27 protein-coding genes are annotated in these 25,016 nt (G+C 64.8%); 7 read left to right on the forward strand and 20 right to left on the reverse strand.

What is annotated here, in order from left to right:
• Positions 1 to 105 precede the first annotated feature (105 nt).
• Complete coding sequence (gene rpsI / locus FBY21_RS14265) at positions 106 to 498, reverse strand: 30S ribosomal protein S9 (RefSeq protein WP_044409613.1); 393 nt, start codon at positions 496 to 498, stop codon at positions 106 to 108.
• Between the two features lie 15 nt (positions 499 to 513).
• A complete protein-coding gene (gene rplM, locus FBY21_RS14270; RefSeq protein WP_074971608.1) occupies positions 514 to 942 on the reverse strand; it encodes a 50S ribosomal protein L13 in 429 nt (142 codons plus the stop codon).
• Between the two features lie 272 nt (positions 943 to 1,214).
• Between rplM and FBY21_RS14275 the strand changes: the two genes are divergently transcribed.
• Complete coding sequence (locus tag FBY21_RS14275; protein WP_142011868.1) at positions 1,215 to 2,252, forward strand: NADP(H)-dependent aldo-keto reductase; 1,038 nt, start codon at positions 1,215 to 1,217, stop codon at positions 2,250 to 2,252.
• A 1-nt stretch (position 2,253) separates the two neighbouring features.
• Here FBY21_RS14275 and nfi read toward each other — a convergent pair whose 3' ends face one another.
• Both nfi and FBY21_RS14285 read right to left on the reverse strand, forming a co-directional pair.
• Entirely contained in the window at positions 2,254 to 2,964 is a 711-nt protein-coding gene (gene nfi / locus FBY21_RS14280) for a deoxyribonuclease V (RefSeq protein WP_142011871.1), read from the reverse strand.
• Between the two features lie 85 nt (positions 2,965 to 3,049).
• Positions 3,050 to 4,186, reverse strand: coding sequence for an acyl-CoA dehydrogenase family protein (locus tag FBY21_RS14285; protein ID WP_044409625.1), 1,137 nt, complete (start codon positions 4,184 to 4,186; stop codon positions 3,050 to 3,052).
• Between the two features lie 239 nt (positions 4,187 to 4,425).
• On the opposite strand from FBY21_RS14285, the gene FBY21_RS14290 reads away from it, so the two are divergent.
• Positions 4,426 to 5,325 (forward strand): GlxA family transcriptional regulator, encoded by a 900-nt coding sequence (locus FBY21_RS14290; RefSeq protein WP_172435049.1) that lies wholly within the window; start codon positions 4,426 to 4,428, stop codon positions 5,323 to 5,325.
• A gap of 128 nt (positions 5,326 to 5,453) precedes the next feature.
• The gene (locus FBY21_RS14295; protein WP_044409632.1) at positions 5,454 to 6,419 is read left to right on the forward strand and encodes a hypothetical protein; all 966 of its coding nucleotides are present in this window, start codon (positions 5,454 to 5,456) and stop codon (positions 6,417 to 6,419) included.
• A gap of 64 nt (positions 6,420 to 6,483) precedes the next feature.
• On the opposite strand, the gene zapE is transcribed toward FBY21_RS14295, so the two are convergent.
• The 3 genes from zapE to FBY21_RS14310 all read right to left on the reverse strand — a co-directional run bounded on the left by zapE (position 6,484) and on the right by FBY21_RS14310 (position 9,677).
• Positions 6,484 to 7,578 (reverse strand): cell division protein ZapE, encoded by a 1,095-nt coding sequence (zapE, locus tag FBY21_RS14300; protein WP_044409635.1) that lies wholly within the window; start codon positions 7,576 to 7,578, stop codon positions 6,484 to 6,486.
• Positions 7,579 to 7,671: 93 nt separating this feature from the next.
• Positions 7,672 to 9,018 carry a tryptophan--tRNA ligase gene (locus FBY21_RS14305; protein WP_142011872.1) on the reverse strand — a complete coding sequence of 449 codons (1,347 nt, stop codon included), beginning with the start codon at positions 9,016 to 9,018 and terminating at the stop codon, positions 7,672 to 7,674.
• A 29-nt stretch (positions 9,019 to 9,047) separates the two neighbouring features.
• Positions 9,048 to 9,677 (reverse strand): alpha/beta hydrolase, encoded by a 630-nt coding sequence (locus FBY21_RS14310; protein ID WP_142011875.1) that lies wholly within the window; start codon positions 9,675 to 9,677, stop codon positions 9,048 to 9,050.
• A gap of 128 nt (positions 9,678 to 9,805) precedes the next feature.
• Here FBY21_RS14310 and FBY21_RS14315 point away from each other — a divergent pair, with 128 nt between their 5' ends.
• A complete protein-coding gene (locus tag FBY21_RS14315) occupies positions 9,806 to 10,246 on the forward strand; it encodes a YhcB family protein (protein WP_044409644.1) in 441 nt (146 codons plus the stop codon).
• Between the two features lie 118 nt (positions 10,247 to 10,364).
• Here the strand turns inward: FBY21_RS14315 and cysN are convergent, their stop codons facing one another.
• From cysN to FBY21_RS14330, 3 genes are all read right to left on the reverse strand, one after another.
• Positions 10,365 to 12,257: a sulfate adenylyltransferase subunit CysN gene (gene cysN / locus FBY21_RS14320; protein ID WP_142011877.1), complete on the reverse strand. Its 1,893-nt coding sequence runs from the start codon at positions 12,255 to 12,257 to the stop codon at positions 10,365 to 10,367.
• Between the two features lie 12 nt (positions 12,258 to 12,269).
• Complete coding sequence (gene cysD / locus FBY21_RS14325) at positions 12,270 to 13,187, reverse strand: sulfate adenylyltransferase subunit CysD (RefSeq protein WP_044409649.1); 918 nt, start codon at positions 13,185 to 13,187, stop codon at positions 12,270 to 12,272.
• A gap of 146 nt (positions 13,188 to 13,333) precedes the next feature.
• Positions 13,334 to 14,092 carry a Nif3-like dinuclear metal center hexameric protein gene (locus tag FBY21_RS14330; protein ID WP_142011879.1) on the reverse strand — a complete coding sequence of 253 codons (759 nt, stop codon included), beginning with the start codon at positions 14,090 to 14,092 and terminating at the stop codon, positions 13,334 to 13,336.
• A 113-nt stretch (positions 14,093 to 14,205) separates the two neighbouring features.
• Between FBY21_RS14330 and algW the strand changes: the two genes are divergently transcribed.
• A complete protein-coding gene (gene algW / locus FBY21_RS14335) occupies positions 14,206 to 15,363 on the forward strand; it encodes a Do family serine endopeptidase AlgW (protein WP_142011882.1) in 1,158 nt (385 codons plus the stop codon).
• Positions 15,364 to 15,429: 66 nt separating this feature from the next.
• Here algW and hisC read toward each other — a convergent pair whose 3' ends face one another.
• From hisC to FBY21_RS14385, 10 genes are all read right to left on the reverse strand, one after another.
• Positions 15,430 to 16,482, reverse strand: a complete 1,053-nt coding sequence (gene hisC, locus FBY21_RS14340; protein ID WP_142011884.1) for a histidinol-phosphate transaminase — start codon at positions 16,480 to 16,482, stop codon at positions 15,430 to 15,432.
• A gap of 2 nt (positions 16,483 to 16,484) precedes the next feature.
• The gene (hisD, locus tag FBY21_RS14345) at positions 16,485 to 17,798 is read right to left on the reverse strand and encodes a histidinol dehydrogenase (RefSeq protein WP_044409660.1); all 1,314 of its coding nucleotides are present in this window, start codon (positions 17,796 to 17,798) and stop codon (positions 16,485 to 16,487) included.
• Between the two features lie 157 nt (positions 17,799 to 17,955).
• Positions 17,956 to 18,591, reverse strand: a complete 636-nt coding sequence (gene hisG / locus FBY21_RS14350; RefSeq protein ID WP_044409663.1) for an ATP phosphoribosyltransferase — start codon at positions 18,589 to 18,591, stop codon at positions 17,956 to 17,958.
• A 12-nt stretch (positions 18,592 to 18,603) separates the two neighbouring features.
• Positions 18,604 to 19,869: a UDP-N-acetylglucosamine 1-carboxyvinyltransferase gene (gene murA, locus FBY21_RS14355; protein ID WP_074971620.1), complete on the reverse strand. Its 1,266-nt coding sequence runs from the start codon at positions 19,867 to 19,869 to the stop codon at positions 18,604 to 18,606.
• 22 nt (positions 19,870 to 19,891) lie between these two features.
• Positions 19,892 to 20,131, reverse strand: a complete 240-nt coding sequence (locus FBY21_RS14360) for a BolA family protein (protein ID WP_044409669.1) — start codon at positions 20,129 to 20,131, stop codon at positions 19,892 to 19,894.
• Between the two features lie 106 nt (positions 20,132 to 20,237).
• A complete protein-coding gene (locus FBY21_RS14365) occupies positions 20,238 to 20,546 on the reverse strand; it encodes a lipid asymmetry maintenance protein MlaB (protein ID WP_044409671.1) in 309 nt (102 codons plus the stop codon).
• The gene (locus FBY21_RS14370) at positions 20,539 to 21,186 is read right to left on the reverse strand and encodes a phospholipid-binding protein MlaC (RefSeq protein ID WP_044409674.1); all 648 of its coding nucleotides are present in this window, start codon (positions 21,184 to 21,186) and stop codon (positions 20,539 to 20,541) included. The genes FBY21_RS14365 and FBY21_RS14370 overlap by 8 nt, the downstream gene beginning before the upstream one ends.
• A gap of 11 nt (positions 21,187 to 21,197) precedes the next feature.
• On the reverse strand, positions 21,198 to 21,665 hold the full coding sequence (gene mlaD / locus FBY21_RS14375; RefSeq protein ID WP_044409676.1) for an outer membrane lipid asymmetry maintenance protein MlaD: 468 nt from the start codon (positions 21,663 to 21,665) through the stop codon (positions 21,198 to 21,200).
• The gene (gene mlaE, locus FBY21_RS14380) at positions 21,665 to 22,462 is read right to left on the reverse strand and encodes a lipid asymmetry maintenance ABC transporter permease subunit MlaE (RefSeq protein WP_044409679.1); all 798 of its coding nucleotides are present in this window, start codon (positions 22,460 to 22,462) and stop codon (positions 21,665 to 21,667) included. The genes mlaD and mlaE overlap by 1 nt, the downstream gene beginning before the upstream one ends.
• Entirely contained in the window at positions 22,462 to 23,271 is an 810-nt protein-coding gene (locus tag FBY21_RS14385; RefSeq protein ID WP_069563937.1) for an ATP-binding cassette domain-containing protein, read from the reverse strand. The genes mlaE and FBY21_RS14385 overlap by 1 nt, the downstream gene beginning before the upstream one ends.
• A 242-nt stretch (positions 23,272 to 23,513) precedes the next feature.
• Here FBY21_RS14385 and FBY21_RS14390 point away from each other — a divergent pair, with 242 nt between their 5' ends.
• Both FBY21_RS14390 and FBY21_RS14395 read left to right on the forward strand, forming a co-directional pair.
• The gene (locus FBY21_RS14390) at positions 23,514 to 24,488 is read left to right on the forward strand and encodes a KpsF/GutQ family sugar-phosphate isomerase (RefSeq protein WP_074971621.1); all 975 of its coding nucleotides are present in this window, start codon (positions 23,514 to 23,516) and stop codon (positions 24,486 to 24,488) included.
• A complete protein-coding gene (locus FBY21_RS14395) occupies positions 24,488 to 25,012 on the forward strand; it encodes a KdsC family phosphatase (protein ID WP_142011887.1) in 525 nt (174 codons plus the stop codon). Before FBY21_RS14390 ends, FBY21_RS14395 begins: the two co-directional genes overlap by 1 nt.
• The last annotated feature ends 4 nt before the right edge of the window (positions 25,013 to 25,016 follow it).

The raw sequence follows: 25,016 nt of genomic DNA on the forward strand, positions 1-25,016 counted from the left end.
CCACTAGGGATTCGGGAGTGCGACAAGCTGTCGCAGCCAACTTTTCCACAGGCATAAAAAAACGCCCAGGCCAAAAGGAACCTGGGCGTTTCTTGCAGCGCCGTATTAGCGCTTGGAGTACTGCGGACGCTTACGCGCTTTACGCAGACCGACCTTCTTACGCTCGACTTCGCGGGCATCACGAGTCACGTAGCCAGCCTTGCGCAGCGGGCTGCGCAGGGACTCGTCGTAGCTGATCAGGGCGCGGGTGATGCCATGACGGATGGCACCGGCCTGACCGCTGACACCGCCACCGAGAACGGTGACATAGATGTCGAACTTCTCGACGGTCTCGGTCAGCTCCAGCGGCTGACGCACGACCATGCGAGCGGTTTCGCGGCCGAAGAACTGCTCCAGGCTGCGATTGTTGATGGAGATCTTGCCAGTACCCGGGCGCAGGAAGACGCGCGCGGTTGCAGTCTTGCGACGGCCAGTGCCGTAATTTTGAGTCGCCGACATAATGAATCTATCCCGTTAAATCTTCAGTTCTTGGGGCTGCTGAGCGGTGTGCGGGTGGACGGCACCCTTGTACACCTTCAGCTTGCGATACATGTCGCGACCCAGCGGGTTCTTCGGCAGCATGCCTTTGACCGCGGTCTCGATCACGCGCTCAGGCGCCTTGGCGATCAGCTTCTCGAAGTTGATCTCCTTGATGCCACCCGGGAAACCGGAGTGCGAGTAGTACTTCTTGTCGGTGGTCTTGGAACCAGTGACACGAATCTGCTCGGCGTTGATGACGACGATGTAGTCGCCGGTGTCAACGTGCGGAGTGTATTCCGGCTTGTGCTTGCCGCGCAGACGGCTTGCAATTTCGGTGGCCAGACGACCCAGGGTCTGACCGGCAGCGTCGACGACATACCAGTCGCGCTTAACAGTTTCCGGTTTTGCAGTAAAAGTCTTCATTCGCTATAGCCTCAGGGGCCGCCCTGAAAATAAGACGGCGGATCTTACTGAATAGTGCTCGCCCTGGCAACACAGGGCAGCCGGAAACAGACGCTATCGGGGGCTCGGGTCAGCGCGTCCGCTACGGCAAAAGGTTTTCGGCAGGCTAGGCATCCCCGCCTTCCTTCTCGGCAGGCTAGGCATCCCCGCAAAGAAAGCCGCAGAATTATGCCGATTGCAGGAAAAATTTCAACCTGATTTGATAACGATCTTTCGCCCGACGAGGAGCCACCATGCAATACCGTCAGCTCGGCCGCACGGATGTGAAGGTCAGCAGCCTCTGCCTCGGCACCATGACCTGGGGCGAGCAGAACTCCCAGGCCGAGGCATTCGCCCAGATCGAACGCGCCAAGGCCTACGGCATCAACTTCATGGACGTGGCGGAGATGTACCCCGTCCCTCCTCGCCCCGAGACCTACGGCGCCACCGAAACCATCATCGGCAACTGGTTCGCCGCCAGGCGGGACCGGGCTGACTGGGTCCTGGCGAGCAAGGTCGCGGGGCCGGGCAACGGCATCACCCACATCCGCGACGGCAACCTGAAGCACAACCAACACCACATCGCCGCTGCGCTCGACGCCAGCCTCAAGCGCCTGCAGACCGACTGGATCGACATCTACCAGTTGCACTGGCCCGAACGCAGCACCAACTACTTCGGCCAACTGGGCTATCGCCACCGGGACGAAGACTTCACGCCCCTGCAGGAGACCCTCGAAGCACTCGCCGAGCAGGTCAAGGCCGGCAAGATCCGCTACGTCGGCCTGTCCAACGAGACGCCCTGGGGAACCATGAGCTTCCTGCAACTGGCCGACCGTCTCGGGCTCCCCCGCGCCGTATCCATCCAGAACCCCTACAACCTGCTGAATCGCACCTTCGAGGTGGGCCTGGCGGAGGTCGCCATCCGCGAACACTGCGGCCTGCTGGCGTATTCACCGCTGGCGTTCGGCATGCTCTCCGGCAAGTACGAGAACGGCGCACAACCGCCCCAGGCGCGCATCACCCGGTTCAGCCGCTTCACCCGCTACACCAACCCGCAAGCGAAGGCGGCCTGCTCGCGCTATGTCGCACTGGCCCGTGAGCACGGGCTGGACCCGGCGCAGATGGCCCTTGCCTTCGTCACCGCCCAGCCGTTCGTCACCAGCAACATCATCGGCGCGACCGACCTCGAACAGCTGGAAAGCAACCTCGCCAGCAGCGAACTGAAGCTGCCTGATGCCGTACTGGAGGGGATAGCCGAGATTCATCGCGACCAGCCGAACCCCGCCCCATGACCTAGTCGAACAACCCCGGCAGCGTCTCCGCTCCAGCAGCGGGCATGTCGCCCCGCCGGGATGCCAGCCGATCCGCAAGCCGGGTCGGCTCTGGCAGCCGATAACCTCGGCAGCCACGCAAGACCAACTCCAGCGCGCTGCTCATCGACACCCGGTGCCCGGGCGACACCACCAGCGGCGCCACGCGGACCCGACTGCGCAGCATCCAGCCGATCTGTTCGCCTTCGTGCTCCAGTGGCACATGCTCGCCACGGGCAAGGCCTGGCTCAGCGTGATGCGCCACCAGCACCTTCTTCGCCACGCCGATGGTCGGCAACCCGGTCACCACGCCAAGGTGCGACGCAATGCCGAGCCGGCGCGGATGGGCGATCCCCTGCCCGTCGCAGAACACCAGGTCCGGCCGCTGCGGCAATCCAGCGAGCGCCTTCAACAGCGCCGGCAGTTCACGGAAGGACAACAGCCCGGGCACGTAGGGCATGGACGTCGGCACCCGCGCTACCACCTGGCCCAGCAGGCGGTAGTCGTCGGCATCCAGCAACACCGCGGCGGCCCGGGTGATCTGGCCACCCTCCTCGAAACCGACGTCGACACCTGCCACCACCTTCAGCGGCGCGAAGTCATCCACCAGCACCACCCGCGCAGCCAGTTCACCCTGCAGGCGCTTGGCATGGCGGACGCTGCCGTCCCAGTCATCGAAGGGGGAAGTACTCATGAACGGGCTCCGGAAAATCGACACAGGGTAGACCCGGAGCCTGTGGGAAGGGTCCGCCGCACTGCCCGGCGGCGGACCCGGGGCGTTACAGCGAACGGGCAATGATCTCCTTCATGATCTCGTTGGTGCCCGCATAGATGCGCTGCACGCGAGCATCCGCCCAGGCGCGTGCTACCGGGTACTCCCACATGAACCCATAGCCACCGTGCAGCTGCACGCACTCGTCCAGCACCTTGCACTGCAGGTCCGTACCCCAGTACTTGAGCATCGCGGCTGTCGGAACGTCGAGCTTGCGCTGCAGGTGCAGCTCCAGGCAGCGGTCGACGAAGACCCGGCCGATCTGGATCTCGGTGGCCATCTCCGCCAGCTTGAAGCGGGTGTTCTGGAACTCCGCGATGGCCTTGCCGAACGCCTTGCGATCGCGGGTGTAGTCGAGGGTCCACTTCAGCGCCGCCTCTGCCGAAGCCAGTGCCCCGATGCCCACCGTCAGGCGCTCCTGGGGCAGCTCCTGCATCAGGTAGGCGAAGCCCATGCCTGCCTGGCCCAGCAGGTTCTCCTTGGGCACCCGGACGTCCTGGAAGAACAGCTCGGAGGTGTCCTGGGCCTTCATCCCCACCTTCTCCAGGCGCTTGCCCTTGGAAAAGCCGGGCGTGTCCGCCTCCACCAGGAACAGGCTGGTGCCCTTGGCCCCCGCCTTGGGATCGGTCTTGGCAACCACGATGACCAGATCGGCCAGGAACCCGTTGGTGATGAAGGTCTTGGAGCCGTTGATCACGTAGTGGTCGCCATCCAGCACCGCCGTGGTCTTGACGCCCTGCAGGTCGGACCCCGCCCCGGGCTCGGTCATGGCGATGGCCGTCACCAGTTCGCCGCTGACCAGGCGCGGCAGGTACTTCTCCTTCTGCGCCTCGCTGCCGTAATGAAGGATGTAGGGCGCCACGATGTCCGAATGCAACGAGAAGCCGATGCCGGTGAGACCCAGGCGACCGATCTCCTCGATCACCACCGTGCTGTAGAGGAAGTCGGCCCCGACGCCGCCATAGGCCTCGGGAATGTGGGAGCAGAGCAGCCCCGCCTCCCCCGCCTTGTTCCACAAGGCCCGGTCCACGTGGCCATCCTTCTCCCACTGGTGATGGAAAGGCACGGCCTCCTCCTCGAGGAAACGGCGCACGCTGTCACGGAAGAGTTCATGTTCGGGGCTGAAGAGCGTTCTGGGGATCATCGCGTCACCTTCACGGGCAGTCGGTCGAAGAAGGCCCCGACTGTAGGACAGGCCTGCGCTGGCACACACTGGACACTTGCGACAAAAAATAAGACGATCCAGCCGCCTAATGACCGCTTTCCCCTAATAAGAACAAGACCATGACCATTCAGCAGTCCCCTACCCTAAGGCGGGTGAGCATCCTCGCCACCGACGGCGTCTTCGCCTCCACCCTCATGCAGGCCAAGGATTTCTTCCACATGGCCAGCCTGCGCTACAGCAAGCTGCAGGGCCAGGGGCTGAGGCCCGCGTTCCAGATCAACCTGGTCAGCCCGGACGGGCAGCCAGTGCGCAGCTTCAGCGAAGTGACCATGCCGGTGGACGGCCCCCTGGATGCCGCCGACGTCATCATCCTCCCCGCGTTCTGGGACGACTTCGACGCCCAGTGCGCGCGCTACCCCCAGATACTGCCCTGGCTGCGCGAGCGGCACGGCGCCGGCAGCATGATCTGCGGCGAAGCGACCGGCGTGTTCTGGATGGCCCAGGCCGGGCTGCTGGACGGCAAGGAGGCGACCACCTACTGGCGCTTCTTCCGTGAGTTCGCCGAGCGCTTCCCCAAGGTCCAGCTCAACCAGGACAAGCACCTCTCCGACGCCGACAACCTCTATTGCGCAGGCGGCGTCACCTCCGCCTGCGACCTGTACATCTACATGATCGAGCGCTTCTGCGGCGCCTCCATCGCCCAGGCGGTCTCCCGCGACATCCTCTACGAGGTCCAGCGCAGCTACTCGCCCGGGCGCATCGGCTTCGGCGGACAGAAGCTGCACCAGGACGTCACCATCCTGCAGATCCAGCATTGGCTCGAGGAGCACTACGCCGACAAGTTCCGCTTCGAAGACGTGGCCCGGGATCACGGCATGAGCATCCGCAACTTCATGCGGCGCTTCCAGGCCGCCACCGGTGACAAACCGCTGCACTACCTGCAACGGTTACGCATCGAAACAGCCAAGGGCCTGCTCTCCGCCACCCGCAAGAGCATCAAGACCATCAGCTACGAAGTGGGCTACGACGACGCCAGTTTCTTCGCCCGACTGTTCCGCCAGCACACGACCCTGTCGCCCAACCAGTACCGCCGGCAGTTCCAGCACAAAGGCGACTGACGCGGCCATCCCAAGGATGGGTTGGCCCCCGGGGTGAGCATCTTATGATCCGCGCCAGGCCCTAGCGGGCTCTCGACCCTTCGCCGCCCGAGGGCGGATGCGCAGAACAACAAGAAAGGTACTCTCCCATGCGCCGCTACCTGCTCGCCCTGCTGGCCGCCGCCAGCCTTCATGCCACTGCCGACGACAGCTGGAAACCCTTCCCCTACGACCAGTCCGCCTACGACTATTCCGGCGACAAGCTGCGCCAGGCCTGGCCCCAGCTGACGCGCGGCTTCGGCCCCGACTACCCGTTCCCCGATGCCGACTGGGTGGTGACCATGGCCACCCAGAACCCCAAGGCACTGGAGATGACCGTAGCCGGCAACACCGGCTTCACCGGCAAGCCCGAGGAAGCCGAGGCCTACGCCGCGCGCCTGCAGGACGTCTGGCGACTGATGTTCCGTGGCGATTTCGAACAGGCGAAGAAGAAGGGCCTGGAACTGGGCGTGGGCGGCCAGGTGCCAGCGATGTTCGCCCAGGTGATCTACGCGATGTTCCTCGCCCCCGACCAGGCCGAGAAACACCGCCTGCTGGAGGAAGTCATCACGTACACCGACGAGGCCGGCGATCTGGTCCAGGCCGACACCGTGGCCCAGTTCGGCCGCGTCTACGCCAAGGCACGCCTGGGCGAGGAGCTGTCGGTGCCGGTGGTGCTCAAGCGCGGCTACACCAGCCAGATCCCCGAGGAACTGGACGCCCTGCTGAAGAAGCAGCCTCGCCAGCCCTTCGCCCTCGCCCTCTATGGCGGCTATGAAGCTGGGGTGATCCGCAAGGTCGGCAAGCTGGTGGGCAAGATGACCTACGGGGTCAGCGCGGACAAGATGGAGCAGTACTTCACCCGCTCCTTCACCGCCAAGGACGACCTGCCCATCGGCCACTACGAATACGCCAACGCCCTGGTCTACGTGTACGGCGAAGACGAGCAGGAAAAGGTGCTGGAGCACCTGCGCAAGGCGGTGGCCATCAAGCCCATCAACGCCATGGAGGCGCTCGAAGTGGCCCACGCGCAGCAACTGCTCAAGCAATACGAGAAGGAAGTGGCCCAACGCTGAGCGCGAAAGGCGGAAATGAAAAAAGGGCAGGTCCGAAACCTGCCCTTTTTCATGCCTGCACGCCTCAGGGCTTGTGCGGGCGGGAGAGGAACTCATGGGACTGCATTTCCAGCAGGCGGCTCAGGGTACGCTGGAACTCGAAGTTCAGGCGGCCACCGCTGTAGAGGTCCTTCAGCTCCACCTCGGCGGAGATGATCAGCTTCACGTTGCGGTCGTAGAACTCGTCCACCAGGTTGATGAAGCGACGCGCCATGTCGTCCTTGGCCACCCCCATCTGCTCGACGTTGGCCAGGATGATCGCGTGGAAGATCTTGCCCAGTTCGATGTAGTCGTTCTGGCTGCGCGGGCCATCGCACAGCTCGCGGAACTCGAACCAGGCGACGTCTTCGCAGACGCGCACGGCACGGATCTCGCGGTTCTCCACCATCAGCACCTCGCCCTCCTGGGCATGGGTGCAGTCCGGCAGCAGGCTCTTGAAGCTGGCCTTCAGGCTGGCCTCGGAGGCCGGGCCCAGCGGCCAGTGGTAGAGCTCCGCCTGCTCCAGGGCGCGCAAGCGGTAGTCCACGCCGCTGTCGACGTTGACGATCTCGGTGTGCTCCTTGAGCAGCGCAATGGCCGGCAGGAAGCGCGCGCGCTGCAGGCCGTCCTTGTAGAGGCCGTCCGGGACGATGTTGGAAGTGGCCACCAGCGAAACGCCGTTCTTGAACAGCTCTTCCAGCAGCGTGGCAAGGATCATCGCGTCGGTGATGTCGGAGACGAAGAACTCATCGAAGCAGATGACCCGGGCCTCATCGGCAAAGCGTTTGCCGATGATGGTCAGCGGGTTCTTCTCGCCCTTGAGGGTCTTCATTTCCTCGTGGACGCGCTTCATGAAGCGGTGGAAGTGCGTGCGCATCTTCTGTTTGAAGGGCAGCGCATCGAAGAAGGTGTCCACCAGGTAGGTCTTGCCGCGGCCGACCCCACCCCAGAAATAGAGGCCTTTCACCGGTCCCTGGCGTTTCTTGCCGAACAGGCCGCCGAACAGCCCGGGCTTGGCTCGCTCATCGGCGATCAGGTCGTCGTAGAGCCGCTGCAGATGACGCACGGCATTTTCCTGCGCCGCGTCGTGGAAGAAGTCCGGCCGCTTGAGGTCGGCCTGATAGCGCTCGAGGGGGGTCATGATCGATAGCAAGGCAAGGAAAAACGGGGCCGTCACTTTAGCGACGGCCCCGTTGATTGGCAATCAGCCGGAATGCGGGCTTGCGCCGGGCACTCAGTCTTGCGGTGCAAGCGCCTCGCGCAGCCGCTCGATGGCCTGCTCGCAGGCCTGAACGTCGGCGAAGGCCGGGCTCTGTGCCACGGCCGCGTCGTCCAGCCACACCGCGAAGGCATTGCCGTCCACGCGAATATCCAGGGCCTCGCCGGCCTGCAGGCGCTTGGTCACCTGGCCGGCTGCCTTGCCGTCGGCAAAGGCGCTGGAGAGCAGCAGTTGCTCGCCCGCGGCATCCAGCAGGCGGAAGCGGAAGCTGCCATCGTCCTCGCGGAAGCTGACGAAGCGCGCGCTCTTGGTCGCCTTCTTCTTGCCGCCTTCATTGCCCTGCACCGCGCTGCGGAAGGAACGCAGGCCGACCGCTTCACGCAGTTCGTTGAGGAAGGGCGTCGCGGTCTTGCGGGCCTTGGCGGCACCGGCCAGGAGGATGTCCTCCAGATCCGCCGGGCGCTCGATCAGTGCGTGGTAACGCTCGCGGGCCTCGCCCAGCTCGTTGTCCAGCAACTGGAACAGGCGCTGCTTGGCCTCGCCCCAGGCCAGGCCGTCGAGCAGTTCGGCACGGAACGCGGCCAGTTGCTCCGGCGTGGCGAAGGCCTGGTAGAGGGTGAACAGGTGAGCGCCGTCCGGGTCCTTCGGCTCACCCGGCGCGCGGGAGTCGGTGACGATGCGGGCAATCGCGTCCTTGAGCTGCTTGGCGCTGCCGAACAACGGGATGGTGTTGTCGTAGCTCTTGGACATCTTGCGGCCATCGAGGCCGGGCAGCGTGGCCACCTCTTCCTCGATCACCGCCTCGGGCAGGGTGAACAGCTCGCGACCGGCGCCGAACAGGTGGTTGAAGCGCTGGCCGATGTCGCGCGCCATCTCCACGTGCTGGATCTGGTCGCGACCGACCGGCACCTTGTGGGCGTTGAACATGAGGATGTCCGCCGCCATCAGCACCGGGTAGCTGTACAGGCCCATGGTGACGCCGGCGTCCGGGTCTTCTCCGGCTTCGACGTTCTTGTCCACCGAGGCCTTGTAGGCATGGGCGCGGTTCAGCAGGCCCTTGGCGCTGACGCAGGTCAGCAGCCAGGTGAGTTCGGGGATCTCGGGAATGTCGGACTGGCGGTAGAAAGTCGCCTTGTCGGTATCCAGCCCGCAGGCCAGCCAGGTGGCGGCGATCTCCAGGCGAGAACGCTGGATGCGCGCGGGGTCGTCGCACTTGATCAGCGCATGGTAGTCGGCCAGGAAGTAGAACGAATCCACATCGCTGGCGCGGCTGGCGACGATGGCGGGACGGATGGCACCGGCGTAGTTGCCCAGGTGGGGCGTGCCGGTGGTGGTGATACCGGTGAGGATACGAGTGGTCATGGTTTTCGCTTGTCGGACTTCGTTCGGAATCAGAGACGCGGCAGGACCAGGTCCTTCAGATCGGTCAGCTTGCCGTGGAAGAAGTGGCCGCATTCTGCCACTTTCAGCAACTCATGGGGGCGTGTCAGGCTCGCGCACCAGTCATACACCGCCTGGGGCGGAACCACCTCGTCGGCCTCGGGCTGGATCACCGTCAGCGCCGCGCGCTCGGGCAGCTCGGTCGGATCGGCAAGGCGCATCACCGCCGGGGCCACCATCACCAATCGGGGTACTTCGATCCCCTCGCGTTCCAGCCGCCCTGCCAGGGTTGCCGCCACGAAACCGCCGAAGGAGAAGCCCAGCAGGGTCAAGGCCTGGCCGGGATGCTGCTCGATGAACCAGCGGGCAGCCGCCTCGGCATCGTCCACCTCGCCGGTGCTCATGTCGTGGCTGCCGGCGCTGGCGCCTACGCCCCGGTAGTTGAAGCGCAACGTGGCATAGCCTGCATCACGCGCGGTGCGCTGGAGGGTGGAGACCACCTTGTTGAGCATGGTCCCGCCCTGCACGGGGTTCGGGTGGCAGATCAGCGCCAGCCCGCGGGCGTCGGGCAGGTCGAGGTGAAGTGCCTCCAGCGACCCGCAAGGCCCCTGGAGCAGGATGGGATTTTCACGATTGGACAACGGGAACTCCGTGACCCCAGGCCGGGTCGACTCGTCTTGGTTAGGCACCACATAGGGCTTGCGTCGCGGTATACAGCGCAGATTCGAGCCGTTAACGTAAAGCAAAGCCGCTTATAGAGGAAGGACTCGTGGAACAGTCGCTCACGGCCTGGTTGTTACCGGCCCTCGCCCTGCTCGCCGGCATCGGCATCGGTTTCCTGGTGGCCCGCGTGCTGCCGGGCACCTCCCCCAATCGCACCCAGCGCCAGCTGGACGACCTGCAGGCCCGCTTCGACACCTACCAGAGCGAAGTGGTCACCCACTTCAACACCACCGCCAGCCTGGTCAAGAAACTCACCCAGAGCTATCAGGAGGTTCAGGAACACCTGTCCGAAGGCGCCAACCGCCTTGCCCTCGACGAGCTGACCCGCCAGCGCCTGCTGGCTGCCCTGCACGCCGACGACGCCCCCGGCACCCGCGAGCGCCTGACACCGCCGCGCAGCAACGAAGCGCCCAAGGACTACGCCCCGAAAGCCCCGGACTCACCCGGTACGCTGGACGAGAGCTTCGGTCTCAAAGGCAAGTACTGATCCAACGCGCAGCAAACAGAAGGCCCCGCACATGCGGGGCCTTCTTCATGGGGCAAAGCTCAACGCCCGCTCCAAAGAAAATGCCCCGCCTGAGCGGGGCATTTTCGTGGAGCGGCGCTTAGATCAGGCCGCGACCACGCAGCAGGTCGAGGACTGCCTTGGCTCCCTCCTCCACCGACAGGCTCTGGCTGTCGACCACCAGGTCGGCATTCAGCGGGATGTCGTAGGGGAAGGACTCGCCCGGGATGTTGTCCTGGCCGGCCGCGTAGAGCCCCTGGGGATCACGTTCACGGCATGCCTGCGGCGAAGCCTGCACGTAGACGGTGATCAGCCGCTCGGGACCGATGAGCGACTTGGCCTGCTCGCGGCCTTCGGCATCCGGCGCGACGAAGGCGGCCAGGGTGAGCAGGCCGGCTTCGTTGAACTGGCGCGCCACATGGGCGGCGCGACGCCAGTTCTCGGTGCGGCCCGCACGATCCTGCGGCAACCCCTTGTTCAGGTCGTGGCGCAGATTCTGGCCGTCCAGCACGTAGACGGCACGTCCCGCATCGAACAGCTTGCGCTCCACGGCATAGGCCAGGGTGCTCTTGCCCGCGCCGGAAAGGCCGGTGAACAGCACGGTGGCCGGCTGCTGGCCGAAGCGCGCGGCACGCTCCTCGCTGCTGACGTGACCAAGGGGATCACGATGGCCCGCGCCGGACTGAGGCTCGGCGATGATCATGCCGGCGCCGACGGTGCCGTTGGTCAGGCGGTCGATGACGATGAAGGCACCGGTGGTGCGGTTCTGCTCGTAGCCATCGAGGGCGATGGGGGCGTCGAGGCTGACCTTGACCCGGGCGATCTCGTTCAACTGCAGGCTGCTGGCAGCAGCCTGCTCCAGGGTGTTCACGTCCACCTTGTGGGTGATGCTGGGGATGGAGCCCGGCACGTAGCTGGTGGCGCGCTTGATGTCGTACTTCTTGCCCGGGAGCATCGGCTCCTCGGACATCCACACCAGCATCGCGTCGAACGCATCGCTGACCAGCGGGCGATTGTCGGCATGCACCAGCATGTCGCCACGGGACACGTCGATCTCGTCTTCCAGGGTCAGGGTGATCGCCTGGCCCGGGCCAGCCTGCTCCAGCTCGCCTTCGAAGGTGACGATGGACTTGACGCGGCTGCCCTTGCCCGACGGCAACGCCACCACTTCGTCGCCCTTGTGCACCACACCACTGGCGAGAGTGCCGGAGAAGCCACGGAAGTTCAGGTTGGGACGGTTTACGTACTGCACGGGGAAGCGCATGTCGTCGAGGTTGCGGTCACCGCTGATCTCGACGCTCTCGAGGATCTCCATCAGCGGCTGGCCGGTGTACCAGGGCGAACGCTCGCTGCGGTTGACCACGTTGTCGCCCTTCAGCGCCGACATCGGCACGAAGTGCAGGGAGCTGGGCTTGAGGCCGATGCGCTCGGCGAACTGCAGGTAGTCCGCCTTGATCGACTCGAACACACCCTGGTCGAAGTCCTTGAGGTCCATCTTGTTGATCGCCACGACGATGTGGCGGATGCCCAGCAGGGACGCGATGTAGCTGTGGCGGCGGGTCTGGGTCTGCACGCCGTAGCGGGCATCCACCAAGATGATCGCCAGGTCGCAGGTGGAGGCCCCGGTGGCCATGTTGCGGGTGTACTGCTCGTGGCCGGGGGTGTCGGCGATGATGAACTTGCGCTTGGCGGTGCTGAAGTAGCGGTAGGCCACGTCGATGGTGATGCCCTGCTCGCGCTCGGCCTGGAGGCCGTCCACCAGCAGGGCGAGGTCGACGTCATCACCGGTGGTGCCGACCTTCTTGGAGTCACGGGTGATGGCTTCGAGGTGGTCCTCGTAGATCATCTTGGAGTCATGCAGCAGACGCCCGATCAGGGTGCTCTTGCCGTCGTCGACGTTGCCGCAGGTGAGGAAGCGCAGCAGTTCCTTGCGCTCGTGCTGGGCCAGGTAGGCGAGGATGTCCTGGCTGATCAGATCGGATTGGTGGCTCATGGTTCGGAATCCTTAGAAGTAGCCCTGACGTTTCTTCTCTTCCATCGAACCGGCCTGGTCATGGTCGATGACACGGCCCTGGCGTTCGGAGGTACGGGTCAGGAGCATTTCCTGGATGATTTCCGGCAGCGACTGGGCGGTGGACTCCACCGCACCGGTGAGCGGGTAGCAGCCCAGGGTGCGGAAACGCACCATCTTCTTCTGGATGCTGGCCTTCTGCTCGGGCGTCAGGTGCTCGAGGATGCGCTCGTCGTCGATCATGATCAGCGCGCCGTTCATCTCGATCACTTCGCGCTCGGCGGCGAAGTACAGCGGGACGATCGGGATCTGCTCAAGGTAGATGTATTGCCAGATGTCCAGCTCGGTCCAGTTGGACAGCGGGAACACGCGGATCGACTCGCCCTTCTTCACCTTGCCGTTGTAGACGTTCCACAGCTCGGGGCGCTGGTTCTTCGGGTCCCAGCGGTGCTTGCTGTCGCGGAAGGAATACACGCGCTCCTTGGCGCGGGATTTCTCCTCGTCACGGCGGGCGCCACCGAAGGCGGCATCGAAGCCGTACTTGTCGAGCGCCTGCTTGAGGCCCTCGGTCTTCATGATGTCGGTGTGCTTGGCACTGCCGTGGGTGAAGGGGTTGATGCCCTGGGCCTTGCCCTCGGGGTTCACGTGGGTAATCAGCTCGAGTCCCAGTTCGCTGACCATCTTGTCGCGGAACCGGTACATCTCCTGGAACTTCCACTGGGTGTCCACATGCATCACCGGGAACGGCAGCTTGCCCGGGAAGAAGGCCTTGCGTGCCAGGTGGAGCATCACGGCAGAGTCCTTGCCGATGGAGTAGAGCATCACCGGGTTGTCGAATTCGGCGGCCACCTCACGAATGATGTGGATACTTTCCGCCTCCAGCTGTTTCAGGTGCGTCAGTTTATCGAGCATGGCTACTCACGGATTTCGGTCTTATACGACGGCCTTCGGGCCGTGGACGAGCGCGCACTCTAGCACAGCGCCTCCTTATATTGAGGCGCCCTGTTAGAACGAAACGATCTAGTTATATAGCCGCGGAAATGGGCGCCGAAAGCGCCTCAAACCGGGTTGGGACAGTCGATGAACAGGTGCTCGATGGCGAAGCGCCGAGCCAGGTATTCGCCCAGCGCCTGCACGCCGTAGCGCTCGGTGGCGTGGTGGCCGGCCGCGATGAAACCGACATCGTTTTCCCGCGCGCTGTGGAAGGTCTGCTCGGATGCCTCGCCGGTGAGGTAGAGATCGACGCCTGCCGCGATGGCCGTGTCGATGTAGCCCTGGCCGCCGCCGGTGCACCAGCCGATGCGCTGGATCGACCGCGATCCCTCCACCAGCAGCGGTTCGCGGCCGAGCACGTCGCGCACGCGCCGGGCGAAGTCCAGCGCCGCCATCGGCTCGGACAACGAGCCGACCAGGCCGACCACTTTGGCATCGTTCGGGTCGAGAGGGCCCTCCACGGTGATGTCGAGCTGCCGTGCCAGCTGCGCGTTGTTGCCCACCTCGGGGTGGACATCGAGGGGCAGGTGATAAGCCAGCAGGCTGATGTCGTGGGTGAGCAGTGTCTTCAACCGGCGTTGCTTGATGCCGGTGACACAGGGGCTCTCGCCCTTCCAGAAATAGCCGTGGTGGACCAGCACCACGTCCGCATCGGCCTCCACCGCCGCATCCAGCAGGGCCTGGCTGGCCGTGACGCCGCTGACGATGCGCCGTACCTGGGGGCGCCCCTCCACCTGCAGCCCGTTGGGGCAATAGTCGCTGATGCGCGACGCGCCCAGGTAACGATCCGCTTCTTCCACCAGGGTGGTCAGTGCGATGGCCATCCGCCTCTCCTCACAAGCTGTTTCGCGCGGCTATTTTCTTCGTCGCCGCCCCGTATAATGGCCGCCACCTTAAGGGGGCCTCTCCCCCCTCGCAACCCTCAGGATTCCCCTCGATGTCCAAGGCCCTGCGTTTCTTCGGCTGGCCCCTGCTTGTCGGCGTACTGGTCGCCCTGTTGATCATCCAGCAGTACCCCGAGCTGGTGGGCCTGCCCCGCCAGGAAGTCCACCTTCAGGAAGCACCCCGCTACAGCGTCTCGCGCCCCGGCCCCGAGTCCTACGCCGAGGCGGTGGACAGCGCGTCGCCCGCCGTGGTCAACCTCTACACCACCAAAGTGGTGAGCAAGCCGGCGCACCCGCTGTTCGACGACCCGCAGTTCCGCCGCTTCTTCGGTGACAACCTGCCCCGCCAGCGCCGCATGGAGTCCAGCCTGGGCTCGGCGGTGATCATGAGTCCCGAGGGCTACCTGCTGACCAACAACCACGTCACCGCCGGTGCCGAGCAGATCGTCGTCGCCCTCAAGGATGGCCGCGAAACCCTGGCCCGCCTGGTGGGCAGCGACCCGGAAACGGACCTGGCGGTTCTCAAGATCGACCTCGACAACCTGCCGGCCATCACCCTCGGGCGTTCCGACGCCATCCGCATCGGCGACGTCGCCCTGGCCATCGGCAACCCGTTCGGGGTCGGCCAGACGGTGACCATGGGCATCATCAGCGCCACGGGCCGCAACCAGCTGGGCCTGAACACCTACGAGGACTTCATCCAGACCGACGCCGCCATCAACCCGGGCAACTCGGGGGGCGCGCTGGTGGATGCCGCCGGCAACCTGGTGGGTATCAACACCGCGATCTTCTCCCGCACCGGCGGCTCCCAGGGCATCGGTTTCGCCATCCCCACCAAGCTGGCCCTAGAGGTGATGAGGGCCATCATCGAGCACGGCCAGGTGATCCGTGGCTGGCTGGGCATCGAGGTGCAGCCGCTGACACCGGAGCTGGCGGAGTCCTTCGGCCTCACCGGCCGCCCCGGCATCGTGGTTGCCGGCATCTACCGAGACAGCCCGGCCCAGCGCGCCAACCTGCTGCCGGGGGACATCATCCTCGCCATCGACGGTGAGCCGGCAGGCGATGGCCGCCGCTCGATGAACCAGGTGGCCCGCACCAAGCCCGGCGAGAAGGTCAGCATCCAGGTGATGCGCAACGGCAAGTTGCTGGAACTGGTGGCGGAGGTGGGCCTGCGCCCGCCCCAGCAGGTGGCACCGGCGGAGAACAACTGAGGCCGCCAGCGTCCGCCCATGAAAAAGCCGAGGTCATGCCTCGGCTTTTTCGTTACCGCTTCGCGATCAGCTCGCGTCCAGGGCATCCAGCAGCGCCTGGTTCTGCTCCGGCGTGCCGATGGTGATGCGCAGGAACTGAGCGATGCGCGCCTGCTTGAAATGGCGCACGATCACGCCCTTTTCTCGCAGCCCCGCCGCGATGCCCGCGGCATCCTTGCCCGGGTGACGGGCGAAGACGAAGTTCGCTGCTGACGGCAGCACCTCGAAGCCACGGGCTTCGAGCGCCGCCACCAGTTGCTCGCGGCTGTGGATGACGCGCTGGCGGGTTTCATCGAACCAGGCGCGGTCATCGAAGGCCGCCGCCGCACCGGCAATCGCCATGCGATCCAGCGGGTAGGAGTTGAAGCTGTTCTTGATCCGCTCCAGGGCCTCGATCAGGTCCGGGTGCCCCACCGCTAGGCCCACACGCAGGCCGGCCAGGGAGCGGGACTTGGACAGGGTCTGGGTCACCAGCAGGTTCGGGTAGCGGTCGACCAGGGCGATGGCGCTCTCTCCACCGAAGTCGATGTAGGCCTCGTCGACCACCACCACCGAGTCCGGGCTGCCGTTCAGCAGGGCCTCCACGGCGTCCAGGGTCAGCAGGCAGCCGGTGGGCGCGTTCGGGTTGGGGAAGATGATGCCGCCGTTGGGACGCGCGTAGTCCTCCACACGGATCTGGAACTGCTCGTCCAGCGGCACCGCCTCGAAGGGAATGCCATAGAGGCCGCAGTAGACCGGGTAGAAGCTGTAGGTCACGTCGGGGAACAGCAGCGGGCGACCGTGCTGGAACAAGCCGTGGAAGATGTGCGCGAGCACCTCGTCCGAGCCGTTGCCGACGAACACCTGGGCCATGGTCACACCGTAGTGGTCGGCAACGGACTGCTTGAGGCGGTCGCTGTTCGGGTCCGGGTAGAGGCGCAGGCTATCGCCCAGCTCCGCCTGCATCGCGGCGATGGCCTTCGGCGAAGGGCCGTAGGGGTTCTCGTTGGTGTTCAGTTTCACCAGGTTTGCGATCTTCGGCTGTTCACCCGGTACGTAGGGCACCAGTTCCTTGACGAAGGGACTCCAGAACTTGCTCATGCTCACTCCCCCTTGATCCGGTATTCGGCACTGCGGGCGTGGGCGGTCAGCGACTCGCCACGGGCCAGTACGGAAGCGGTCTTGCCCAGCTCGGACGCGCCATCAGCGGAACAGTAGATGATCGACGAACGCTTCTGGAAGTCATACACGCCCAGCGGCGAGGAGAAACGCGCGGTGCCGGACGTCGGCAGCACGTGGTTCGGGCCGGCGCAGTAGTCGCCCAGGGCCTCGGCGGTGTAGCGGCCCATGAAGATGGCGCCGGCGTGGCGGATGTGCGGCAGCCAGGCCTCGGGCTCGGCCACAGACAGCTCCAGGTGTTCCGGGGCGATGCGGTTGGCCACCACGCAGGCCTGGGCCTGGTCGGCGACCTGGATCAGCGCGCCGCGGTTGCTGAGGGAGGTGCGGATGATCTCGGCACGCTCCATGGTCGGCAGCAACTTGTCGATGCTGGCAGCCACCTTGTCGAGGAACGCGGCATCGGGGCTGACCAGGATGGCCTGGGCATCCTCGTCATGCTCGGCCTGGGAGAACAGGTCCATGGCGATCCAGTCCGGGTCGGTGTCACCGTCGCAGACCACCAGGATCTCCGAGGGGCCGGCGATCATGTCGATGCCCACCTGGCCGAAGACGTGGCGCTTGGCAGTGGCCACGTAGATGTTGCCGGGGCCGACGATCTTGTCGACACGCGGCACGCTCTCGGTGCCGTAGGCCAGCGCGGCCACGGCCTGGGCGCCACCAATGGTGAAGACGCGGTCGACGCCGGCCACGCAGGCGGCGGCGAGGACGATCTCGTTGATCTCGCCACGGGGGGTCGGCACCACCATCACCACTTCGGCCACGCCGGCGACCTTGGCCGGGATGGCATTCATCAGCACGGAAGACGGGTAGGACGCCTTGCCGCCCGGTACGTACAGGCCGGCGCGGTCCAGCGGGGTGACTTGCTGGCCCAGCACGGTGCCGTCGGCCTCGGTGTAGGTCCAGGAGTCCTGCTTCTGCTTCTCGTGGTACAGGCGCACCCGCTCGGCGGCCTTCTCCAGCGCCTGGCGCTGTTCAGCGGTGATACGGGTAAGGGCCAGCTCCAGGCGCTCGCGAGGGAGGATCAGCTCCGCCATGGTGGTGGCCTGCACACCATCGAAGCGCTGGGTGAACTCGACCACGGCGGCATCGCCACGCTCGCGCACGGCCTGGATGATGTCGAGGACGCGCTGGTTGACCGCCTCGTCGGAAACGCTTTCCCAGCTCAGCAGATGATCCAGGTGTCGACCGAAGTCCGGATCAGCGGCATTGAGACGACGGATAGCAATGGGAGCAGTCATAGCGAGCCTCTTGTAAGAATGGCGTTAACTCGGGCGCCGCTAGACTACCAAGCCCACCGTGCGGGCACCCGAGAAAATTCGCTATGACACGGATAGGGCCGGAGCTGCACGCCAGGCCGGCTCCCGAGCGGGAAACGGGCCTGGAGGGCAACGGGTATCAGTGACGGTGTCGCTTCTCGACCGCTTCGCGCAGCGTGTCGATGAGGGCCTGGATGCGTGCGTGCTGCATCTTCATCGAGGCCTTGTTGACCACCAGGCGGGAGCTGACGGTGGCGATGAGTTCCTGGGGTTCCAGGCCATTGGCGCGCAGGGTGTTGCCGGTGTCCACCACGTCGATGATCTTGTCGGCCAGACCGACCAGCGGGGCCAGCTCCATGGAGCCGTAGAGCTTGATCACGTCGACCTGGCGACCCTGTTCGGCGTAGTAGCGCTTGGCGACGTTGACGAACTTGGTGGCCACGCGCAGGCGCCCCTTGGGCTCCGGCGCGCCGACCGCACCGGCGGTCATCAGCTTGCAGTTGGCGATCTTCAGGTCGAGGGGCTCGTAGAGCCCCTGCCCGCCGTACTCCATCAGCACGTCCTTGCCCGCCACGCCGAGGTCGGCAGCGCCGTGTTCGACGTAGGTCGGCACGTCGGTGGCGCGGACGATCAGCAGGCGGACGTCATCCTGGGTGGTCGGGATGATGAGCTTGCGGCTCTTGTCCGGATTCTCGGTGGGCACGATGCCGGCCTCTGCCAGCAGCGGCAGGGTGTCATCGAGAATGCGGCCCTTGGACAGCGCGATGGTGAGCATGGGGTTCCCTTGTTAGCCCGGCACGCGGCGGATCTTGGCGCCGAGCAGCTGGAGTTTTTCCTCGATGCATTCGTAGCCACGGTCGATGTGGTAGATGCGGTCGATCAGCGTGTCGCCCTCGGCGACCAGGCCGGCGATCACCAGGCTGGCGGATGCACGCAGGTCGGTGGCCATCACCGGGGCGCCCTTGAGCTTCGGCACGCCGGTGACGATGGCGGTGTTGCCCTCGACCAGGATCTGGGCGCCCATGCGGTTCATCTCGTAGACGTGCATGAAGCGGTTCTCGAACACCGTCTCGATGACCGCACCGGTGCCTTCGGCCACGGCGTTCATGGAGATGAACTGGGCCTGCATGTCGGTGGGGAATGCCGGGTACGGCGCGGTGCGCACGTTGACGGCTTTCGGACGGTTGCCCTTCATGTCCAGCTCGATCCAGTTGTTGCCGGTGCTGATGTGGGCACCTGCTTCTTCCAGCTTGAGCAGCACGGACTCGAGGATGGTCGGATCGGTGTCCTTCAGCTTGACGCGACCGCCGGTAGAGGCAGCGGCGACCAGGTAGGTGCCGGTCTCGATACGGTCGGGCATCACGCTGTAGCGCGCACCGCCGAGGCGCTTCACGCCGTCGATGATGATGGTGTCGGTGCCGGCGCCCTGGATCTGCGCACCCATGGCGATGAGGCAGTTGGCCAGGTCGACCACTTCCGGTTCGCGGGCGGCGTTTTCCAGCACGGTACGGCCGTTGGCCAGGGTGGCGGCCATCATGATGTTCTCGGTACCGGTCACGCTGACGGTATCGAAGAAGAAGTGCGCACCACGCAGGCCACCGGCCGGGGCACGGGCCTTGATATAGCCGCCGTCGACGTCGATCAGCGCGCCCATGGCTTCGAGACCGCGGATGTGCAGGTCGACCGGGCGCGAGCCGATGGCGCAGCCACCGGGCAGTGCCACTTCGGCCTGGCCGAAGCGCGCGACCATGGGGCCGAGCACCAGGATCGAGGCGCGCATGGTCTTCACCAGCTCATAGGGGGCGACCAGGGTCTTGATGGTGCTGGCGTCCACTTCGACGCTGAGCTTCTCGTCGATGACCGGCTGCACGCCCATGCGGCCGAACAGCTCGATCATGGTGGTGATGTCGTGCAGGTGCGGCAGGTTGCAGACGGTGACCGGGGTATCGGCCAGCAGCGTGGCAGCCAGGATCGGCAGGGCCGAGTTCTTGGCGCCGGAAACGCGGATTTCGCCATCGAGGCGTTGGCCGCCGGTGATAATCAGTTTGTCCATTGGGAGTCTCGTCGCCGGGGGGTCAGGAACGCTCGGCCCAGCCGGCGCGGCTGAAGAATTTCATGGTGACAGCGTGGATGCTGCCGTCGGCGATCCAGGGATTCAGGTGCGAATAGACCTGCTGCTGGCGCTTGACCGGGCTGAGTGCGGCCAGTTCGTCGCTGATCAGGTTCAGCTGGAAGTTGCAACCTTCGCCTTCCACTTCGACCTGGGTACCGGGCAACTTCGCCTCCAGGAGGCTTTTCACTTCTACGGCCTGCATGCTCAACCTCTATCGGCGCCCTGTGCGCGCGGGTCGGCAATGATACAAAAAAGCCCCCCGCCTGCGAACCCCGCGCATGCGGGGCCTGACGGAGGGCTTTCGGGCATCAGTGCTCGAGGGGCAACAACGCGTCGAGCCCGGATACACCGGCAATCTGCCGCATGTCCTCGGGCAACGCGCGGATGCTGAGGGTCTTGCCAGCCTTGCGGGCATCACGCATGAAGGCCAACAACAGGGAAAGCCCGACGCTGCTGGATTTCTCCACGCCGGAACAGTCGACCACCAGGGCAGCGGCGGCCTGCTCGCGGATCAGCCTGGCACCGGTTTCCCGCAAGGCGGGGCCGCTGCTGTAGTCGAGGACGCCGAGGAGCTTGAGCTCCCCGCCGCTCCCCGCGACCAGAGACGCCTCACTCATGACCGGCAGCCTTCTGGCCTTCCTCGGACTGCTTGGCCTTCGCCACGATCTCGGCCCAGCCGTCAATGGTCTTGTTGAGGTCGTTACCGTTCTTCTGCATGGCGTCGGCGAACTGATCGCGGAACAGCTTGCCGATGTTGATGCCGTTGATGATCACGTTGCGCAGCATCCACTGACCGTCGATGTTCACCATGGTGTAGGAGACGGGGTAGACGGTGCCCTTGCTGTCCTTCACTTCCATGCCGACGCTGGTGCGCTCGGGATCTTCCTGCTTGGCGGGCAGGACGCGGATGTCCTGGTTGTCGTACTCCAGCAGTGCATTGCCGTAGAACTGGATCAGGCTGCGCTTGAAGTTCTCCTGGAAGCGGGTCATCTGCTCCGGGGTAGCCTGGCGCGAGTACTTGACGGTCATGATGCTGCGGGAAATGCCGTCAGCATCCACAACCGGACCCAGGATGCCGTTCAGCGCATCGTAGAAGGCACTTGGGTTGCTGCGGTACTGGGCCTTGTTGGCCTTGAGATCGCTAAGCAGCTTGTCGGTGGTCTGCTGCACCACATCGCGGGCACTCGGTGCCGCATTGGCCAGCAGGGGCAACGCCGCCAGCAGCAGCAACAGGCCGTTTCGCAGGGCTTTGATCATTTCGAAGGTCCTCACTTGGTGTCCTTGTTGACCGTATTGAGCAGGAACTTGCCGATCAGGTCCTCCAGCACCAGCGCGGACTGGGTATCACGGATGGTGCTGCCGTCCTTCAGCAACTGGTCGTCGCCGCCGACGCTGATCCCGATGTACTTCTCGCCCAGCAGGCCGGCGGTCAGGATGGACGCGGTGGAATCGGTCGGCAGGTTGTCCACCTTCTTCTCCAGCTCCATGGTGACGCGACCGGTGTAGCTGTCGCGATCGAGGTCGATGGCCGTGACCCGGCCGATGGTCACGCCGGCCATGGTCACCTTCGCTCTGACAGTGAGACCGGCGATATTGTCGAAATGTGCATAAACCTTGTACGTCTCGCCGGCGCTGCCGACGGACAGCCCACTGACACGCAGCGCCAGCAGTAGCAGGGCAAGCAACCCGGCCAGGAGGAACAGGCCGACACCAATTTCCAGGGTGCGGATTTGCATCAGAAATCTCCAAACATCAGGGCGGTCAGGATGAAGTCGAGCCCCAGCACGGCCAACGAGGCATAGACCACGGTTTTAGTCGTTGCGCGGCTGATCCCTTCGGAAGTGGGCTCGCAGTCGTAACCCTGGAACACGGCGATCCAGGTGGCGACGAAGGCGAAGGCCAGGCTTTTCAGCACGCCATTGAGTACATCTTCTGTGAATTCGACGCTGTTCTGCATGTTCGACCAGAACGAGCCGTCATAGACGCCGAGCCAGTCGATGGCCACCATCGCGCCGCCCCAGATGCCGACCACATTGAAGATCAGCGCGAGCACCGGCATCGAGATGAAACCAGCCCACAGGCGAGGCGCGATGATGTATTTGAGCGGGTCGACACCGATCATCTCCAGGCTGGAGAGCTGCTCGGTGGATTTCATGTTGCCGATCTCAGCGGTCAGCGCGGAGCCGGCACGCCCTGCGAACAGCAGCGCCGTGACAACCGGTCCGAGCTCGCGCAGCAGGGTCAGTGCGACCATCTGCCCGACCGCCTGCTCGGACCCGTAGCCGACGAGGATGTTGTAGCCCTGCAATGCCAGCACCATGCCGATGAAGATGCCGGAGACGACGATGATCGGCAGCGATAGCACGCCAACGAAATAAAGTTGCTTGACCAGCAACTGGAAGCCGGAACCGGTCCCGGTGCGGCCGAACAGGGCGCGCAGCAGGAACAGGGTGGAACGGCCGAGCGCCTCGACCACATCAAGGCCGGCGCGCCCGAGCAGGCGGATGCGCTCGAGCGGGGACTTCTTGCGCATCAATGCTCTCCCAGCAAGTCGTTGCGGTAATCGGGCGCCGGGAAGTGGAACGGCACCGGCCCGTCGGGGATGCCCTTCATGAATTGGCGGATCCGCGGATTGTCCGAGTCCATCAGCTCGGCCGGAGTACCCTGGCCAAGCACTTGCGCATCCCCCACTACATAGATGTAGTCGGCGATGCTTGCGGTCTCCGCCAGGTCATGGGAGACGACGATGCTGGTGATGCCGAGCGCATCATTCAACAGGCGGATCAGGCGTACCAGAACGCCCATGGCGATCGGGTCCTGGCCCACGAAGGGTTCGTCATACATCAGGATCTGCGGATCCAGGGCGATGGCACGTGCCAACGCCACGCGCCGTTTCATACCGCCGGAGAGTTCATCGGGCATAAGGTCGATGGCGCCACGCAACCCGACGGCCTGGAGCTTCATCAGCACGATGTCGCGGATCATCTCCTCGGGGAGCTGGGTATGGACGCGCAGCGGGAAGGCCACGTTCTCGAACACATCCAGATCGGTGAACAACGCGCCGCTCTGGAACAGCACGCCGAACTGCTTGCGCATGTCGAAGAGTTCGGAACGGGAAAGCGAGGGCAGGTTCTGACCATTGACCCAGACTTCTCCCGACGCCGGCTTCAGTTGAGCAGCGATCAGGCGAAGGAGCGTGGTTTTGCCACAGCCGGACGGCCCCATGATCCCGGTGACCTTGCCACGGGGTATGCGTATGTCAACGTCGCGAAAAATGCTGCGCTCGCCGCGCTTGAAGGTCAGGCCCTTCAGCTCCACGGCATAAGCGTTATCGGCGCTCATCTGTACTCCTTGCGATGCGGCCATCCCTGAATGGACGTCGTATCCCGCAGACGGGACACGGCCCGGCGAGGTGGCCGAACAGGCGGCGGATCATAGCATTGCGCCCTTTGCCGCCCAAGGCCGCAGACAGCTTCATTCAGGAGCGTGACAGGTTCGACGCTTCATTGACGACGATCGAACGTGAGCGATTCAAGCTTTACCGGTATAATCCGCGCCTTTTCCTCGGCCACTGCACTCAAGACATGAGCCAGTCCAGCGATCTGATCCAATCCGCGCAACGCACCATCCGACTGGAACGCGACGCCATTGACGCCCTTCTCCAGCGAATCGACGGCGATTTCATCAAAGCCTGCGAACTCGCCCTTGCCTGCAAGGGGCGTGTCGTGGTGGTCGGCATGGGCAAATCCGGCCACGTCGGCCGCAAGATCGCCGCAACCCTGGCCAGCACCGGCACGCCTTCCTTCTTCGTCCACCCGGCGGAAGCAAGCCACGGCGACATGGGCATGATCACGCGCGACGACGTGGTGCTGGCCCTCTCCAATTCCGGCTCAACGGCGGAGATCGTCACCCTGTTGCCACTGATCAAGCGCCTGGGCATCCCGCTCATCAGCATGACCGGCAACCCGGAATCGGCGCTGGCGAAAGCGGCCGAGGCACGCCTTGATGCCCGCGTGGACAAGGAAGCCTGCTCGCTCAACCTGGCACCCACCTCCTCCACCACGGCGGCACTGGTGCTGGGCGATGCCCTGGCCATCGCCCTGATGGAAGCACGCGGCTTCTCTGCGGAAGACTTCGCCTTCTCGCACCCGGGCGGTGCGCTGGGCCGTCGCCTGCTGCTGAAAGTGGAAAACGTCATGCACAGTGGCGACGCGCTGCCCCGGGTCGCCCGTGGCACCTCGCTGCGCGACGCCCTGCTGGAAATGACCCGCAAGGGGCTCGGCATGACCATCGTGCTGGAGAATGACGGCCGTCTTGCCGGCATCTTCACCGACGGCGACCTGCGCCGGACCCTCGACAAGGGCGTCGATGTGCACCAGGCGAGCATCGACGAGGTTATGACCGTGCACGGCAAGACCGCACGCGGCGAAATGCTGGCGGCCGAAGCCTTGAAGATCATGGAAGACCACAAGATCAACGTGCTGGTGGTGGTGGATGACAACGACACCCCCGTCGGCGCCCTGCACATCCACGACCTGACCCGCGCCGGAGTGATCTGATGAGCGAACACCTGCACCAGCGTGCCCAGGCGATCCGCCTGGCAGTCTTTGACGTGGATGGCGTGCTCACCGATGGCAAGCTCTACTTCCTGGCAGACGGCAGCGAATTCAAGACCTTCAATACCCTGGACGGCCACGGCATCAAGATGCTGATCAACTCCGGCGTACGCACAGCCATCATCTCCGGACGCAGCACCCCGGTGGTGGAGCGCCGTGCACGTAACCTCGGTATCCAGCACCTTTACCAGGGCCGCGAGGACAAACTGGTCGTTCTCGATGAACTGCTGGGCGAACTGGGGCTGAACTACAGCCAGGTCGCCTACCTGGGCGACGACCTGCCCGACCTGCCCGTGATCCGCCGCGTTGGCCTGGGCATGGCCGTTGCCAGCGCCGACGCCTTCGTGCGCCAGCATGCCCATGGCGTCACTGTGGCCAGGGGCGGAGAAGGTGCAGCACGCGAGTTCTGCGAACTGATCATGCGCGCCCAGGACACCCTGAACACCGCACAAGCCGCCTACCTTTAGGTCC

The organism is Pseudomonas sp. SLBN-26 (genome assembly GCF_006715895.1).
Classification (GTDB): domain Bacteria; phylum Pseudomonadota; class Gammaproteobacteria; order Pseudomonadales; family Pseudomonadaceae; genus Metapseudomonas; species Metapseudomonas otitidis.

Bases quoted from the DNA above. Each gene is read 5' to 3' on its own strand.
- rpsI (WP_044409613.1), bottom strand. From the start codon at position 498: ATGTCGGCGACTCAAAATTACGGCACTGGCCGTCGCAAGACTGCAACC.
- rplM (WP_074971608.1), bottom strand. From the start codon at position 942: ATGAAGACTTTTACTGCAAAACCGGAAACTGTTAAGCGCGACTGGTAT.
- FBY21_RS14275 (WP_142011868.1), top strand. From the start codon at position 1,215: ATGCAATACCGTCAGCTCGGCCGCACGGATGTGAAGGTCAGCAGCCTC.
- nfi (WP_142011871.1), bottom strand. From the start codon at position 2,964: ATGAGTACTTCCCCCTTCGATGACTGGGACGGCAGCGTCCGCCATGCC.
- FBY21_RS14285 (WP_044409625.1), bottom strand. From the start codon at position 4,186: ATGATCCCCAGAACGCTCTTCAGCCCCGAACATGAACTCTTCCGTGAC.
- FBY21_RS14290 (WP_172435049.1), top strand. From the start codon at position 4,426: ATGGCCAGCCTGCGCTACAGCAAGCTGCAGGGCCAGGGGCTGAGGCCC.
- FBY21_RS14295 (WP_044409632.1), top strand. From the start codon at position 5,454: ATGCGCCGCTACCTGCTCGCCCTGCTGGCCGCCGCCAGCCTTCATGCC.
- zapE (WP_044409635.1), bottom strand. From the start codon at position 7,578: ATGACCCCCCTCGAGCGCTATCAGGCCGACCTCAAGCGGCCGGACTTC.
- FBY21_RS14305 (WP_142011872.1), bottom strand. From the start codon at position 9,018: ATGACCACTCGTATCCTCACCGGTATCACCACCACCGGCACGCCCCAC.
- cysN (WP_142011877.1), bottom strand. From the start codon at position 12,257: ATGAGCCACCAATCCGATCTGATCAGCCAGGACATCCTCGCCTACCTG.
- cysD (WP_044409649.1), bottom strand. From the start codon at position 13,187: ATGCTCGATAAACTGACGCACCTGAAACAGCTGGAGGCGGAAAGTATC.
- FBY21_RS14330 (WP_142011879.1), bottom strand. From the start codon at position 14,092: ATGGCCATCGCACTGACCACCCTGGTGGAAGAAGCGGATCGTTACCTG.
- algW (WP_142011882.1), top strand. From the start codon at position 14,206: ATGTCCAAGGCCCTGCGTTTCTTCGGCTGGCCCCTGCTTGTCGGCGTA.
- hisC (WP_142011884.1), bottom strand. From the start codon at position 16,482: ATGAGCAAGTTCTGGAGTCCCTTCGTCAAGGAACTGGTGCCCTACGTA.
- hisD (WP_044409660.1), bottom strand. From the start codon at position 17,798: ATGACTGCTCCCATTGCTATCCGTCGTCTCAATGCCGCTGATCCGGAC.
- hisG (WP_044409663.1), bottom strand. From the start codon at position 18,591: ATGCTCACCATCGCGCTGTCCAAGGGCCGCATTCTCGATGACACCCTG.
- murA (WP_074971620.1), bottom strand. From the start codon at position 19,869: ATGGACAAACTGATTATCACCGGCGGCCAACGCCTCGATGGCGAAATC.
- FBY21_RS14360 (WP_044409669.1), bottom strand. From the start codon at position 20,131: ATGCAGGCCGTAGAAGTGAAAAGCCTCCTGGAGGCGAAGTTGCCCGGT.
- FBY21_RS14365 (WP_044409671.1), bottom strand. From the start codon at position 20,546: ATGAGTGAGGCGTCTCTGGTCGCGGGGAGCGGCGGGGAGCTCAAGCTC.
- FBY21_RS14370 (WP_044409674.1), bottom strand. From the start codon at position 21,186: ATGATCAAAGCCCTGCGAAACGGCCTGTTGCTGCTGCTGGCGGCGTTG.
- mlaD (WP_044409676.1), bottom strand. From the start codon at position 21,665: ATGCAAATCCGCACCCTGGAAATTGGTGTCGGCCTGTTCCTCCTGGCC.
- mlaE (WP_044409679.1), bottom strand. From the start codon at position 22,462: ATGCGCAAGAAGTCCCCGCTCGAGCGCATCCGCCTGCTCGGGCGCGCC.
- FBY21_RS14385 (WP_069563937.1), bottom strand. From the start codon at position 23,271: ATGAGCGCCGATAACGCTTATGCCGTGGAGCTGAAGGGCCTGACCTTC.
- FBY21_RS14390 (WP_074971621.1), top strand. From the start codon at position 23,514: ATGAGCCAGTCCAGCGATCTGATCCAATCCGCGCAACGCACCATCCGA.
- FBY21_RS14395 (WP_142011887.1), top strand. From the start codon at position 24,488: ATGAGCGAACACCTGCACCAGCGTGCCCAGGCGATCCGCCTGGCAGTC.